Below are 14,647 nucleotides of genomic sequence, written 5' to 3'. Positions count from 1 at the left end.
CCTTGATAAGGACGGTTTAAAAAATATTACTAAAAACAGTTAGCTCATCACTCTCTAATGAGTGATGGGCTAACTGTTTTTACATAATCAGCATTATCTTTTTGATTCCTTCAAATGTTTGAGCTGCGTGACAATCATAATGCTAATAACAACGAGTAAAAACCATGAACTAATTTTGCTTAAGTGAACGAGATTCCATGCTTCCCGTTGATTTGGATATTGCCATGCTCCGAAAAATGTTGCGATGTTCTCTGCAATCCAAATGAAGAAACCGATAAGGAAAAAGGAGAGAACGAGTGGTATTTTATATGTAACGCCTCGTAATGAAAATTCCACAAATGTCCGAAAGAAACCGATGAATAGAAGTAAAGTTAAGAACCATCTAAAATCGTATAGAAAATGATGCGTGAAAAAATTGAAGTAAATCATTGCTCCTAATGGCACGGTAAAAATAGCTTTCGGCCAATAATGCATTTGTAAATGCAACCTTCTCCACGCTTGGCATATGTAACTTGCGACACTTGCGTACATAAAGCCGCTGTAAAGCGGAACTCCAAAAATCTTTGAATACGCCTCTTCAGGATAACTCCATGAACCGAAATGAACTTTATATATTTCTAGTAAAAGGCCGATGAGGTGAAAGGCAGTAATTACTTTTAATTCGTCTTTCGTCTCAAGTCCAGTCTTGTACATAATCCACTGCATAAGAAGACATGCGATGAGTATGAAATCATAGCGATATAACCCTGGAATAGAAACGATTTTTGAAAGGGCTAGTGTTAAGAAAATAACGACTGGGAATAAGCAAGATAATGCTTGCTCGTAAGTGAAGTGTAGTAGTTGTTTTATATGGAACATTGTGTCACCTTCGGGATTTTTATTAGAAAAATCAAAATAATTAATAAGTATACTACAATTTAAAAAATAATCCAGTAGTCTATGTTGCATGTATTTGTAAGTTTTAGAAGGGAATTGTAATGAGTATTTTAATATTTAGCGAAGTGAAAAAATAGTTTGCTATTTAAAAAAAGTGGGGATATAATATCTAAATGAAAATGATAATTATTATCAATAATAATTATAAATAAAAAATAATTATAAAAAACAACTGAATATAAAGGATGAAATGAAACATGTTACATAAGTCTACTGTACATGCTGGTAATAACCGCTGGATACATATTAAGTTCATATGTTTCATGAGCTTAACAATTTTATGTTTAATTGGATCTATATTTTTAGCCATTTCATTTGGTGCAAAAGATATTCATTTACAAACGGTGTGGGCAGCGATTTTGAATTACAATCCGAAATTAACGCAGCACCAAATTATTTATGAATTAAGGCTCCCGAGAGTAATTGGTGCAGGAGTTGTAGGGGCAGCTTTTGCGGTTGCTGGTGCTGTTATGCAAGGTATAACACGAAATCCTTTAGCTGATGCAGGTGTACTCGGAATAAATGCAGGTGCGATGTTTGTAGTGGCACTTAGTTTTGCTTTTTTTCCGCATATGCCGTATTCCTATTTAATGATTGTTTCCTTTATTGGAGCAGTCTTAAGTACAGTACTTATTTTTGTTATTGGGTCAGCAACATCAGGCGGGTTAACACCAATGAGATTAACGATTGCTGGAGCAGTTATGGCAGCGCTTTTACATTCATTAAGTTCAGGTGTTGCGATTTATTATGATTTAAGCCAAGATTTAGCATTTTGGTATGCTGGTGGTGTTGCAGGGGTTAAGTGGGAACACTTGAAATTTTTAGTTCCTATTATTCTTATAACGATTATTTTCGCGACAATGCTAGGGAGATCTATTTCACTCATATCAATGGGGGATGATGTTGCTACAAATTTAGGAGTGAAAACGAACCGAACGAGAATACTAGGGATGATTATAGTAGTTATTCTGGCAGGTGTTTCTGTTTCAGCTGTTGGTTCTATTGGATTTGTAGGACTAGTTATCCCGCACATTGCTAGAAAATTAGTTGGTGTGAATTATAGACTCATTATTCCTATGTCAGCATTATTAGGAGCTATGTTATTAGTTGTAGCTGATTTAGGGGCAAGAACAGTAAATCCTCCTAAGGAACTTGCGATAGGGATTATGGTAGCTCTTGTTGGAGTTCCGTTCTTCCTCTATATAGCACGTAAAGTTGGGAGGGAGTTATAAGTGAAAGATCTTTTTAACACGGATAAAAAGAGAGCTATTACTGTAACTACAATCTTCGGATGTATAAATATCGCTGTAATTTTAATTAGTTTAAATACAGGGACGCTGAGTATAGCACCACTTAGAGTAATTGAAACACTTTTGGGTTATGGTGATTTTGAGAGTGCAACCGTGCTATATGATTATCGTATGCCAAGAATAATAATCACGATGTTAGCCGGCATTGGTCTTGGTATTTCCGGTGCGATTTTGCAAGGGTTATCACGTAATGCACTTGCAGATCCTGGTATTTTAGGGTTGCATTCAGGTGCATCTTTCGGTCTTATCGTATTTGTTACTCTCTTTCATTCTATTAATGAGAGTGCATCCATTTTAATACCGTTATTTACATTTGGCGGAGGAGTATTAGCTGCATTTCTTATTATTTTACTTGCGAGTGATCGGTCAAAAGGTTTACTTCCCATTAGACTTATTCTCGTTGGTATTGCAGTTTCAGCTGGCTTTAGTGCAATTTCGCTATTTTTCTCTCTCAAGTTAAATGATGAGACGTATACATTCGCTTCTAGATGGCTAGTTGGTAACGTGTGGGGAAGGGATTGGATTCATGTCCTTGCATTATTACCATGGATTTTCATACTAACCCCTTATGCGTGGCTAAAATCTAAAACGTTAAATGCATTGTCACTAGGTGATAGTGTAGCAGCAGGACTTGGTGTTTCTGTTCAAAAAGAACGGTTATTACTTTTAGCTACAGCGGTTGGATTATCTTGCGCAAGTGTATCGATGGCAGGAGGAATTGGTTTTATCGGTTTAGTTGCTCCGCATATCGCAAGGAAGTTAGTAGGTACTACATATCAACACTTTCTTCCTTTAGCTGGCATTATCGGAATGATTATTTTAGTGCTAGCAGATACGATAGGTCGTTCTATATTTGAGCCAAACTCTATTCCAGCTGGTATAGTAGTGGCAACTTTAGGAGCACCGTATTTTCTTTATTTACTTACAAAAACAAAATAAATACTTCAAAGAGGAGAACATATGAAAAAGAAACTTACTATTTTATTTAGCATGATGTGTATTTTAGTATTAGCAGCATGTGGTCAAACGAAAGCTAATGAAGAGGCAACGAAAAAAACGGAAAAAAGTAATGACCCAAAAATTGCTTCAATGTCTATTCATTTAACGAATGATTTACTTGCATTAGGAATTACACCAGTAGGTTCTGTTATTGGTGGAGATTTAAAAGATTTCTTACCGCACGCTAAAGAGAAGTTGAAAGATACGAAGAAGCTTGGTGTTGTAACAGATCCGAATATGGAAGCGTTACTTCAATTAAAGCCAACTGACATTTATGTTGATGAAAAATATGCTGGTAAAGATGTAGCGAAATACGAAAAAATTGCAAAAACACATTCTTTCAATTTAGATGAAGGTACGTGGAGAGAGCATTTAAAACAAGTTGGTAAACTTGTAAACCGTGAGAAAGAAGCAGATAAATATATTCAAGATTACGAAGAGCAATCAAAACGAGTAAAAGGTTTAATAGATAAAGAGCTAGGTAATAACGAAAAAGTAATGGCAATTCGCGTTACTGCAAAAGAATTGCGTGTATTTAGTACGAAAAGACCGATGGGACCAATTTTATTCCAAGACCTAGGGTTACAACCTGCAAATGGTGTAGAGAAAATTGATGGAAACCGTCCTTTCGAAGTCATTTCACAAGAAGTATTACCTGACTTTGATGCAGATGCGATTTTCGTTGTTGTAAATAGAGATGACAAAGCAAAAGCAGCATTTAAACAACTTCAAGAAACACCAATTTGGAAAGACTTAAAAGCAGTTAAAGGCAAGCATGTATACATTATCAATGATCAACCATGGCTTGACTATTCTGCTTTAGGAAACAAAATGGCAATGGATGAAGCGGAGAAAATGTTTACGAAATAATATAGTTTTGCTATTAGGAAAGGCCCTCAAAATTTGGAGGGCCTTTCTGTTATTGTTAGAATAAATAAAAAATTATACAATGAAGTTAATTCAATATGGAGGAGATGTGCCAATGTCAGCGCTTATTGTAAGTATCCCGTTTATGAAACGAGGGGGTAAATAGGCTGGAATAATTATCCCCGTTATTTAATAAAGGGGGAGTTTGAAATGACAATGAATCTTTTTCGAAATAAAACGATTAAATTATCAGCTATGAGAGAAACAGATGCTGAAGTAATGGCTATGTGGCAAGAAGATAGTGAGTATTTAAGAAATGTTGATACAGATGTAGCATTCCCGCAATCTTTAAATGAAATAGCAAGTGATGGGTTATTAAAAGGACGAAGATCGAATAGTGTTTCTTTCATGGTAAGGACAGTTCAAGAAGATCGCTTAATTGGTTTTGTGGCGATTCATGGTATAGAGTGGAATAACAGAACAGGTTTATTAGCCATTGGTATAGGAGATGCGAATGATAGAGGAAAAGGATATGGGAAAGAAGCAATACATCTTATTTTAAAGTATGCTTTCTATGAATTGAATTTACACCGCGTCGGTCTGGATGTAATTTCTTATAATAAAGCAGCCATTGCGTTGTATAAAAAGATAGGTTTTCAGATGGAAGGGTGTATGAGAGAAGCGGTTCAAAGAGATGGGAAGTGTTTTGATCGTATCATTATGGGGATATTGCGGGATGAATGGATAGGGTTGCAAGATTAGCGAATACATTCAATATTATATATGTAGTATGCAGGAGATATAATGATAATTGGCGAAAATTCACAGTGAACTGATTGAATTTATAAGGAGTTATGTAAAATGAATTTAGAAAAAGCAAAACCAGTAAATGAAGAGGTCGCTGAATTAAAGGAACTAATTAAAGAGTTACACGGAAGTGTACATCAACTGCAAAGCGAAGTGCAGCAACTAAGGCACGAAAGACCAGTTGTTGAAGTGAGAAAAGGTGTTCAATTATCACCAACAATTGTCGGACAAATTGGTGGTATGATTTTAGGTGGGTTAGCAATTATCGGTATATTTTGGTGATGAAAAAAGGTTTGCAGCACGATGCTGCAAACCTTTTGGATTTGACGATATAATTTCATGCAATACAACTTTTACATTAAATAACGTAAATATATATAAGCATGTGATAACAAGAGTGCAACAATAGTTAATGGTAAACCAATTTTTAAGAAGTCCATATAAGAGAAAGCATGTCCTTCACGTTTTGCAATACCAGCAACGACTACGTTTGCAGATGCTCCGATTAGCGTTCCATTTCCTCCTAAGCAAGCTCCAAGAGATAACGCCCACCATAGTACTTCGATTTGCGGAGAATCGACAGATAGTCCGAGTCCTGTAGCTAAGTCTTGAATAAGAGGAATCATCGTAGCGACAAAAGGGATGTTGTCGATTGTCGCAGATGCGATGCCAGATACCCATAAAATAAGTATAGCTGCGAATCCGATGTCACCGTTTGTTACGCCGATTACTTCTTTTGCAAGTGAAGAGATAAGTCCGATATCAATTAACCCGCCAACGAGAACGAATAGTCCGGCGAAGAAGAAAATGGTTACCCATTCAACGTGGGCAAATACATCTTCAATATCATGTTCTTTCACGCCGATTAACATAAGAAGTGTAGCGCCTGTCATCGCTATAACGGCAGCGTCTACATGAATAATCGAATGAAGTACGAAGCCTAAAATAGTTAGTCCTAAAATCGAAATAGATTTTAAAAGGAGGCTTTGATCCTTAATATAATCTTTTTCATTTAATGCCATTAGTTTTTCGATTTGTTCAGGTGTTGTTTTTAGTTTGTTACGGTACATGAAGTAAATAATGCCAAGTGTCACAATAGAAATAATAATTACGATTGGAGCTAAGTTAAGTAAAAAGGCGTTAAAGTCTAAATGCTTGTTTGCTGATCCAATCATAATATTAGGTGGATCACCGATTAATGTTGCTGTTCCGCCTATATTTGAAAACAGCACTTCTGAAATCAAATAAGGCACAGGATTTACTTTTAAAATACGTGTAATGGATAATGTAACAGGAACGATTAATAAAACAGTCGTTACATTGTCCAAAAATGCTGATCCGACAGCAGTTAATAGGGATAGTAATAATAAAATGCGAATCGGTTTTCCGCCAGCTGCTTTTGCCGCTTTAATGGCCACAAATTCAAAGACGCCTGATTGACTCGTAATATGTACGAGAATCATCATCCCAATTAAAAGGGTAATCGTTTCCCATTGAATATGTGATGTGAAAGCAGTATGTAAATCTACAACTCCAAAAATAATCATAATAGCAGCACCGAATAGTGCGATTACAGCACGATTCAATTTCTCAGAAATAATAAATCCGTACGTGATTAAAAATACGGCAATTGCAAAATAATATTGCCAATTTGCTACTTCATGTGCTGACTGTTCCAATCATGTCACCTTCTTTAAATTATGTATTCAATTGTCGAAATGTATCTCGCTGCAATAATACAGGATAAAATATATTGTAGCAAATTCAAAAAAGAAAGAAAACTATTTAACAAAGTGAAGGAAAAAATGTATTTTTTACATATCATATAAAAAATATAAAAAACACAGTGCAAATTATTAGGAAAAGTGAGCGTTGTCCTCTAATATAGAGATAGCAATTTACATTATTTTTGCGTAAAATGGTTTAAAGAGGTGAATTCCGATGGAAATAGTAAAAGATAGTTCTCTTATTCAAAATGAAATTGAACGTTTTGTAAATAAAGATGTATATATTCATTTAGAAACGACAAACGGAGCGTATGCATCACACATAAATGAAAAGATGATGACAGTTGGTGCTTTCATTCGAAATGCGATTATCCGTTTTGAACGCGGGAAGATAACTGGAACAAATCCATACCGAGTTGGTCTGAAAATGGATCACGGTTGGGTATATGCTGAAGGTATTACGCACTGGGAAGTAGACGATCAAGAGCGTTTATTATTAGCTGGACATGATAATTTAGGTCGTCTAGCAGTTGCACTTGAGTTAAGCTTAACACCATTTAAGTAAGAAGGAGGGAAACTTATGGAGAGACATGTACTTGTTGTATTTCCGCATCCAGATGATGAAGCATATGCTGCGGGAGGAACAATTCGCTTATTAACAGATCAAGGAGTACCTGTAACATATGCATGTGGTACTCTAGGACAAATGGGACGTAACATGGGTAAGAACGTATTCGCTAACCGTGAAACGATTCCACATATCCGTAAGAAAGAATTGAAAGATGCTTGTGAAGCGATGGGTATTAAAGATTTAAGAATGCTTGGCTTCCATGATAAAACGTTAGAATTTGAAGATGTTGATTTCGTTGCTGACAAAATTCAAGCAATCATTCAAGAAGTAAATCCATCTCGAATTATTACATTTTATCCAGAGCACGGTGTACATCCAGATCATAATGCATTTGGCCGCGCTGTCGTTCGCGCTGTATCACGTATGCCAAAAGAAGAGCGCCCAGTTATTCATGCTGTTGCGATTACGAAAAATCGTGAAGCAGTATTAGGAGAACCGGATGTTGTAAATAACATTAGTGAAGTATTTGATCATAAATTAACTGCATTAGGTGCGCACCGTTCACAAACAGAAGCAATGCTTGAAGACACGCATGCAAAAATAAAAAACAAAGATGCAGCAACATTAAAATGGCTGCAACTTGAACAGTTTTGGACTTATAAATGGGAGTAGGCTAGAAGGATATCTTCTAGTTGCTCTTACATAGAAAAAGCGCCGTCACTTGTGATGGCGCTTTTTCTTGTTGAAGACTATATATTTTTTAGGGTGCTTCAAAATTTTTAAATTAACGTGCAGTATAGCCTCCATCAACAAGAAGTGTTGTGCCGTTAACAAAACTAGCATCATCACTTGCTAAAAATAAGACAGCTTTAGCGACTTCTTCTGGTGTTCCAAGTCTGCCTTGTGGATGAAGTGAAGCTAAATATTCTTTCTGTTGAGGATTAACACTACCTAGTAAAGGGGTGTCAATATAACCAGGGCACACCGCGTTAATACGTATTCCATATTTAGCGTAGGCAGTACATAAATTTTGAGTTAATAGTTTCACACCACCTTTTGCAGAGGAGTATGCTGTTGGTGTAGGTAATGAAACAAAACTATGAATCGAACCAGCGTTAACGATGACACCACCTGTACCTTGTTTAAGAAATTGTTCAATCGAATATTTATCAGAAAGGAATACCCCAGACAAATTAATATCAATAGTTCTTTTCCACTTTTCATAGGATAATTCGTTTGCCGGTGCATCATCAGCAACGCCGGCATTGGCATACATAATATCTAATTTACCGTATGTACTTACTGTCTCATGAATTAGCTGTTTAATATCTGCCTCTTTTGTTACATCGGTTTTAATAAATAATGTATTATATCCATGTGCATTCAATTCATCTGATAGTTCTTTTCCACGTTCAGAAAAGTCAGCAATAACTACTTTTGCACCTTCTTCGATAAAAAGACGAACAGTAGATTCGCCAATTCCACTTGCACCACCAGTTATGATTGCTACTTTGTCTTTTAATTTCATATAAACCTCTCCATTCATTAATGAATTTAAGTCGAATTTTTAAATCTTGTTACTAAACTATTAACCTTAAATAGTAAGTAGATAGAAGAAAAAAGCTCGCGTTTACTTAATCGTGAGAGTGCTATTTTTTCTTTAGTGTACTTTTTGATACAGTTATGGACGAAAATATTAATTTGGTCAATTTTATCATTAGATTGAATATTTGGTAAAGAGCTCTCGAACAGAGCGAGTAAGGATGTTGAAAAAATAAAATAAACATTCAGTATTATTTGTAGGGTAAGGAACAAAGGGGAGAGATGCATAACGAAAACTACTACTCTAGTTAAATAGGAAAAAGCCTTGCAGGGGGGCAAGGCTTTAAACAGGGTATTAAAAATGATTGATTTATTAAGAATAACTTCTTCTTGTGAATAAACTAATTTTAGCATAATAACTCATATATATGTGTTACGAATTTGTGAATAAAAACTCAATGATAAAAGTATGAGTGAAAGGAAATAATGTATTTGAAATATGCATTATTACACAAAGTTAAGTTGAAATAGGGGATTTGTATATGTAATTTCTTTTTGCATTTAATTCTTTAGAACTGATTTTTAATAATGTATATGAGAAGCGTATATTTTGAATTATTTAATAGAATAATATATATTTATATTGATTTAATGATTTTAGTTTGTTAAAAATGGGGAAATCGATATGAAGGTTAAATTTGCCGTAATAAAAGATGAGAATTTTGATTGTAGTTTATTGGAAACAAAATTATTGAAAACTTTTAAAGAAGTAGATTGTGAAGCAGATATTGTAAAGGTTGAGGATGAAATTTTTGAAAACAATGATATACAAACGTATTTATCAGAAATAACCATTCATGTTACTGGAAAAAATATTGGATATAGATCCGTTTCAGCCAGTATATTTATTGTTCTAGAGAGTTTATCAATACAGCTATTTCGTATTCATATTAGTATACTTTAAACAGTTCAAAAAGTGGCTTCTTCAGAAAATCATACTGATTATATGGAGTTGTAAATATGAAAACAATAGAAATTATCGTAGGTGCTCCCGAATGTTGGATTGCACCTTGTTTGTTGTTAAATAAACAAGGGATTCCTTTTTTAATTTATCTTAACGCTGATTTATATAGAAGATAGGAAACATATGAATAATTCAATTAGATTGTACAAATAATTTGGTACGCGGATGTACGCAATGTATTCACAGGTAAGAGGGTTGTCTCATAATATATATAGATTTTTCTATTAAGATGAACAGAGGGTGTGAATATATGGAAGATGTTTACGCTAAAATTGACAGTCTCAAGGCGGAGCAAAAAGAAATTATGAGAGACATTCGTGCTTTAGAAACGCGTACTACTATTAATGAGAAAGATATAGCAACAATCAATAAGCAATTAGAAAAAATAAGTACAAACACAACTTGGATTTTGCGAATTATTATTAGTGCGATAATAATGTCAGTTTTAGGATTAATATTAAAAGGGATGATTTAAAAGAAAGAGGGGAGCTCCCTCTTTCTTTTATGTAAATGAGAAGCTATAAATTTTCCGTTTCCCCTTCATCTGCATACTTATCCTCTAAGGAAATTAATAGAGGGATTGATATAGTTACAAGAATGATTAAAGTAGTTATAAAAGATTTAGAAAGAGAAAAAGAACCTTCAATTAAAGGTGATAAAAACTTGAATGAAAGTATGCTTGTTATTAAGGAAATTACTAAAAAGCTCAAAAGAGATATATTTTTATTCTTTATAGATGTCTCTATAAAGTCTTTAACACAGGTTATTACGACAAATATAGTTAATATGATAAGAGAAACAAAATAATGTGTTAAATTCGTCATACTAATAGTAGGATCGTCTATTATGTAAGCAAGTAACTTAGATACTAATATTCCTCCAAACAATAAAATAATAAAAGCAAGTAATCCTTCCGATATATAAGTGCTGAAATTGCCTTTCTTGTTAAAGAGTTTATAGTTTAGAGTAGATTGGGTTATTTGAATTAGGAATAGGGTAATAATCCATACATAATATACAAATGGTAATTCTCCTGAGAATAGAGAAATTAGAAAGTTTACTACTGTCCTTAAAATTTCAATCATTACGAAAGGCCTCCAGTTTGTAAGCTTGTGACATTAAAATATGCTAGTCTATCGTTTAATAATTAAACTTACGAATTCAAACTATTTCTAATTATTCCATAAAAAGGTGACTGCATCAAGTTATCTTTTTAACAATCCTCCAAGGCCGAGCACTAGTAAAAGAAACGCAGTATGTAATATAATTGAAAAAGTATATTTAAAAATCGATGTTAATATTACCCTCCTATAAGTATTAACATACGTAATTGAGGTGTTTTCTTTGTTGTTTTATGAACGGATTTCTATAATGGCCCCTCCTGTTCCGTAGCTAAGGAAAGTCTTTTTATTTCTGAGATTTTCAAAGTTATAGGAGGGTATGAAAAATGAAAAAAGTCTCAGTACCATCACTTTTGTTAATGATTGTTCTTGTCGCATTTCCGCAAATTAGTGAAACGATTTACACACCGTCTTTACCAGACATTTCAAAGGCGTTACATGTAAGTAATAATGAGGTGCAGTTAACACTTAGTGTGTATTTTGCTGGTTTTGCGTTAGGTGTATTTTTTATTGGGTGGTTATCAGATATAATTGGTCGTCGCCGGGCGATGTTACTTGGAATTGTCGTATATGGCGCTGGGAGTTTCTTATGCTATATTGCAAGTTCCATTGAAGTTTTATTGATAAGTCGTTTTATTCAAGCGTTTGGAGCAAGTGCAGGATCCGTGGTTACACAAACGATTCTTCGGGAAAGTGTAGAAGGGCATAAGCGGCATGTTATGTTTGCTCAAATCTCGGCAGTCATTGCTTTTACACCAGCGATAGGACCGTTAATTGGTGGCTTTCTTGATCAAATGTTTGGATTTAAAATAGTATTTTTAAGTTTAGTAGTTATGAGTATCGGTATTTTTCTGTATACGTTTGTTTCTCTCCCTGAAACAAAAACGGTCTCAGTAACGAATAAAATAAATGTATTTTCAGTCTCGAAGAGGTTAATTACAAATCCGAAAGTGGTAACATATGGGCTGTTAATTGGAGGAGCAAATGGTGTTTTATTTAGCTATTATGCAGAAGCGCCGTTTATCTTTATTGAATATTTTCAATTATCGCCTAGTATGTATGGATTTCTAGGAATTGTTGTTGCATCTGCTTCTATTGTTGGAGCGAAAATTTCAAAACGTTTACTTGCTACTTATAAACCAGAGAAAATTATATATATCGGTTGTCTCGTAATGACAGGGGGAGCTATCCTTTTATCTGTTATTACGTTTATTGGATTAAATCCGAATGTAATATATATGGTTGTATTTTTAATAGCAATGTTTATATTGTTATTAGGGATTGGAGTAGCGTTACCTAACTGTTTAAGTTTAGCGTTAGTAGATTTTCAAGATGTCATTGGTACAGCAGGTGCATTGTTTAGTTTAGGGTACTATGTAATTGTAACGATGACAATTTTGGGAATGAGTCAGCTGCATACAGGCTCGTTACTAGTGATGCCACTTTATTTTCTGGTTATTGTAGTTATAATGGTAGTGTTTACTAGGGTATTTATCTTTGGTAAGCAAACTTCGAAATCGATTTAAATATGAAATTGTAAAAGAGTCTCATTTTTTAATGAGACTCTTTTATATTTTGGCTGGTGTAAAGAAGTTAGTAGTTTATTAATATATTAAATTTCTCATTGGTATATAAATCGAATGTGTGGGAAATTACGTTATTAACTATAAAGGTTGAAGTATTTGACATATGAAACCGAGGAAGATATACTTTCCTCGGTTATTTATATTGTAATAATATTCATGCCGGAATCATATTGAATAGATGTATTTTATTGTTAATTTAGTTAAAAATTAATCAGACTTATGTATAATAATTTATTGAAAAAATAATTGAATTTTTCAGATTAATGAATTAATATAAGGTAAGTAATTTTAAGATTTATAGAATATTGGAAGATGAAAGGTTTTGAGAATTTTATTAGGAGCGCAAAACGATTTTAGGATAGCTTTAAAGCTAGTGTAAAATGACGTTTGCTTCATCATTTTCAGGGCCGAAAGGAATTAGGGGAAAGCATCTTGTGTTAAAATGCGGCTATGAATCATCTAAGAGGGGGAAGTGAAGTGGCAAACAAAGAATTGAAAAGAGGTTTAGAAGCACGTCATATTCAAATGATTGCTTTAGGCGGAACGATTGGTGTTGGTTTGTTTATGGGGTCAGCCAGCACAATTAAATGGACAGGTCCGTCAGTAATGCTTGCTTATGCCATTGCAGGTATTTTTATCTTCTTCATCATGCGTGCCATGGGAGAAATGTTGTATATGGAGCCAAGTACAGGCTCATTTGCGACGTTCGGTCATAAGTATATTCACCCGTTAGCTGGTTATATGACAGCGTGGAGTAACTGGTTCCAGTGGGTTATCGTTGGGATGTCAGAAATTATCGCGGTTGGAGCATATATGCAATATTGGTTCCCGGATTTACCAGCTTGGATACCAGGTATAATCGCAATGGTTATTCTTGGTGCAGCTAACTTAATTTCAGTTAAGTCATTTGGTGAATTTGAATTTTGGTTTGCGATGATTAAAATCGTTACGATTCTATTAATGATTATTGCGGGATTTGGCCTTATTTTCTTTGGAATTGGTAACGGCGGAGAAGCGATTGGCATATCTAATCTTTGGTCAAATGGCGGTTTCTTTACAGGTGGTTTTTCAGGATTCTTCTTTGCATTATCACTTGTAGTTGGAGCGTATCAAGGTGTGGAATTAATCGGTATTACTGCTGGTGAAGCGAAGGATCCAAAGAAGACACTTACAAGAGCGATTCAAAGTACAATTTGGCGTATTTTAATTTTCTACATCGGTGCTATTTTCGTTATTGTAACTGTGTATCCGTGGGATCAATTAAGTACAATTGGTAGCCCGTTCGTAGCGACTTTTGCGAAAGTTGGTATTACGGCAGCAGCTGGACTTATTAACTTTGTTGTTATTACAGCAGCAATGTCTGGTTGTAATAGTGGTATTTATAGTGCTGGTCGTATGCTTTATACGTTAGGTGTAAATGGACAAGCACCGAAATATTTTACGAAACTTTCTGGAAATGGTGTACCTTTATTTGGTACAGTTGGCGTAATTATCGGTCTGGCGGTTGGTGTTGTTTTAAGTTACATCGCACCGAAAAACTTATTCGTATATGTATATAGTGCGAGTGTACTTCCTGGTATGGTACCATGGTTTGTCATTTTAATTAGTCAAATTAATTTTAGAAAAGAAAAGGGAGCAGAGATGAAAGATCATCCATTCAAAATGCCATTTGCTCCTGTAACAAACTATTTAACGATTGCCTTTTTAATTATGGTATTAATCGGAATGTGGTTTAACGATGATACTCGTATTTCATTAGTTGTAGGTATTATTTTCTTAGCTATCGTTACAATTAGTTTCTATGCTTTCGGAATAGGAAAGCGAGCTCCGTTAGACGTTCAAAATAATAAAGAGATTTCAAGTAAATAAAGAAAAGGCTGTTCATCTGGAACAGCCTTTTCTTATTGTTGCTATTTGTCGATAAATCGATATAGCTTGACGAATCGTTGATATAATTTGATTTATGATAGATATATTTGAAAAATCGTTGATATATTGTACGTTATGATAGATATATTCGAAAAATCGTTGATATATTGTACGTTATGATAGATATATTCGAAAAATCGTTAATATAGTTTCACATACTATCTGTCACTATCATGATTAAAATCTCTCTAATACGATTTTCCCAATGGTGTGCCCGCTTTCAAGTAG

The 14,647-nt window shown here is 34.3% G+C and carries 15 protein-coding genes; 11 read left to right on the top strand and 4 right to left on the bottom strand.

Annotated elements, in window-relative coordinates:
• Positions 1–93: 93 nt before the first annotated feature.
• Positions 94–858, bottom strand: coding sequence for a DUF817 domain-containing protein (locus tag V7S45_RS16920; protein ID WP_000468399.1), 765 nt, complete (start codon positions 856–858; stop codon positions 94–96).
• A gap of 275 nt (positions 859–1,133) precedes the next feature.
• Between V7S45_RS16920 and V7S45_RS16915 the strand changes: the two genes are divergently transcribed.
• From V7S45_RS16915 to V7S45_RS16895, 5 genes are all read left to right on the top strand, one after another.
• Positions 1,134–2,168, top strand: coding sequence for an iron ABC transporter permease (locus V7S45_RS16915; RefSeq protein ID WP_000902719.1), 1,035 nt, complete (start codon positions 1,134–1,136; stop codon positions 2,166–2,168).
• The gene (locus V7S45_RS16910) at positions 2,169–3,185 is read left to right on the top strand and encodes an iron ABC transporter permease (RefSeq protein WP_000653813.1); all 1,017 of its coding nucleotides are present in this window, start codon (positions 2,169–2,171) and stop codon (positions 3,183–3,185) included.
• Between the two features lie 21 nt (positions 3,186–3,206).
• Positions 3,207–4,115 carry an iron-hydroxamate ABC transporter substrate-binding protein gene (locus V7S45_RS16905; RefSeq protein ID WP_000728218.1) on the top strand — a complete coding sequence of 303 codons (909 nt, stop codon included), beginning with the start codon at positions 3,207–3,209 and terminating at the stop codon, positions 4,113–4,115.
• Positions 4,116–4,322: 207 nt separating this feature from the next.
• Positions 4,323–4,874, top strand: a complete 552-nt coding sequence (locus V7S45_RS16900; protein WP_000178509.1) for a GNAT family protein — start codon at positions 4,323–4,325, stop codon at positions 4,872–4,874.
• Positions 4,875–4,973: 99 nt separating this feature from the next.
• The gene (locus V7S45_RS16895) at positions 4,974–5,201 is read left to right on the top strand and encodes a hypothetical protein (protein ID WP_001047304.1); all 228 of its coding nucleotides are present in this window, start codon (positions 4,974–4,976) and stop codon (positions 5,199–5,201) included.
• Positions 5,202–5,272: 71 nt separating this feature from the next.
• Here V7S45_RS16895 and V7S45_RS16890 read toward each other — a convergent pair whose 3' ends face one another.
• Positions 5,273–6,598, bottom strand: a complete 1,326-nt coding sequence (locus tag V7S45_RS16890; RefSeq protein ID WP_000437988.1) for an ArsB/NhaD family transporter — start codon at positions 6,596–6,598, stop codon at positions 5,273–5,275.
• Positions 6,599–6,860: 262 nt separating this feature from the next.
• On the opposite strand from V7S45_RS16890, the gene V7S45_RS16885 reads away from it, so the two are divergent.
• Both V7S45_RS16885 and bshB2 read left to right on the top strand, forming a co-directional pair.
• A complete protein-coding gene (locus V7S45_RS16885) occupies positions 6,861–7,211 on the top strand; it encodes a YojF family protein (RefSeq protein WP_000407045.1) in 351 nt (116 codons plus the stop codon).
• A gap of 15 nt (positions 7,212–7,226) precedes the next feature.
• On the top strand, positions 7,227–7,889 hold the full coding sequence (gene bshB2, locus V7S45_RS16880; RefSeq protein ID WP_000439485.1) for a bacillithiol biosynthesis deacetylase BshB2: 663 nt from the start codon (positions 7,227–7,229) through the stop codon (positions 7,887–7,889).
• A gap of 112 nt (positions 7,890–8,001) precedes the next feature.
• Here the strand turns inward: bshB2 and V7S45_RS16875 are convergent, their stop codons facing one another.
• Positions 8,002–8,745 (bottom strand): glucose 1-dehydrogenase, encoded by a 744-nt coding sequence (locus V7S45_RS16875; protein WP_000768018.1) that lies wholly within the window; start codon positions 8,743–8,745, stop codon positions 8,002–8,004.
• 699 nt (positions 8,746–9,444) lie between these two features.
• Here V7S45_RS16875 and V7S45_RS16870 point away from each other — a divergent pair.
• Positions 9,445–9,723, top strand: coding sequence for a hypothetical protein (locus tag V7S45_RS16870; RefSeq protein ID WP_000865005.1), 279 nt, complete (start codon positions 9,445–9,447; stop codon positions 9,721–9,723).
• A 310-nt stretch (positions 9,724–10,033) separates the two neighbouring features.
• Positions 10,034–10,258: a hemolysin XhlA family protein gene (locus tag V7S45_RS16865; RefSeq protein ID WP_000390461.1), complete on the top strand. Its 225-nt coding sequence runs from the start codon at positions 10,034–10,036 to the stop codon at positions 10,256–10,258.
• Positions 10,259–10,301: 43 nt separating this feature from the next.
• Here the strand turns inward: V7S45_RS16865 and V7S45_RS16860 are convergent, their stop codons facing one another.
• Positions 10,302–10,868 carry a DUF5823 family protein gene (locus V7S45_RS16860; protein ID WP_000570045.1) on the bottom strand — a complete coding sequence of 189 codons (567 nt, stop codon included), beginning with the start codon at positions 10,866–10,868 and terminating at the stop codon, positions 10,302–10,304.
• 362 nt (positions 10,869–11,230) lie between these two features.
• Here V7S45_RS16860 and V7S45_RS16855 point away from each other — a divergent pair, with 362 nt between their 5' ends.
• Positions 11,231–12,430, top strand: a complete 1,200-nt coding sequence (locus tag V7S45_RS16855; protein ID WP_000758017.1) for a multidrug effflux MFS transporter — start codon at positions 11,231–11,233, stop codon at positions 12,428–12,430.
• A 537-nt stretch (positions 12,431–12,967) separates the two neighbouring features.
• Complete coding sequence (locus V7S45_RS16850; protein WP_001284404.1) at positions 12,968–14,359, top strand: amino acid permease; 1,392 nt, start codon at positions 12,968–12,970, stop codon at positions 14,357–14,359.
• The last annotated feature ends 288 nt before the right edge of the window (positions 14,360–14,647 follow it).

The sequence above is a fragment of the Bacillus sp. BR3(2024) genome (genome assembly GCF_039134555.1).
In the GTDB taxonomy this organism is placed as follows: domain Bacteria; phylum Bacillota; class Bacilli; order Bacillales; family Bacillaceae_G; genus Bacillus_A; species Bacillus_A cereus.
Note: the sequence above shows the minus strand (reverse complement) of the source record. Positions and strands in the feature narration are given on the sequence as shown.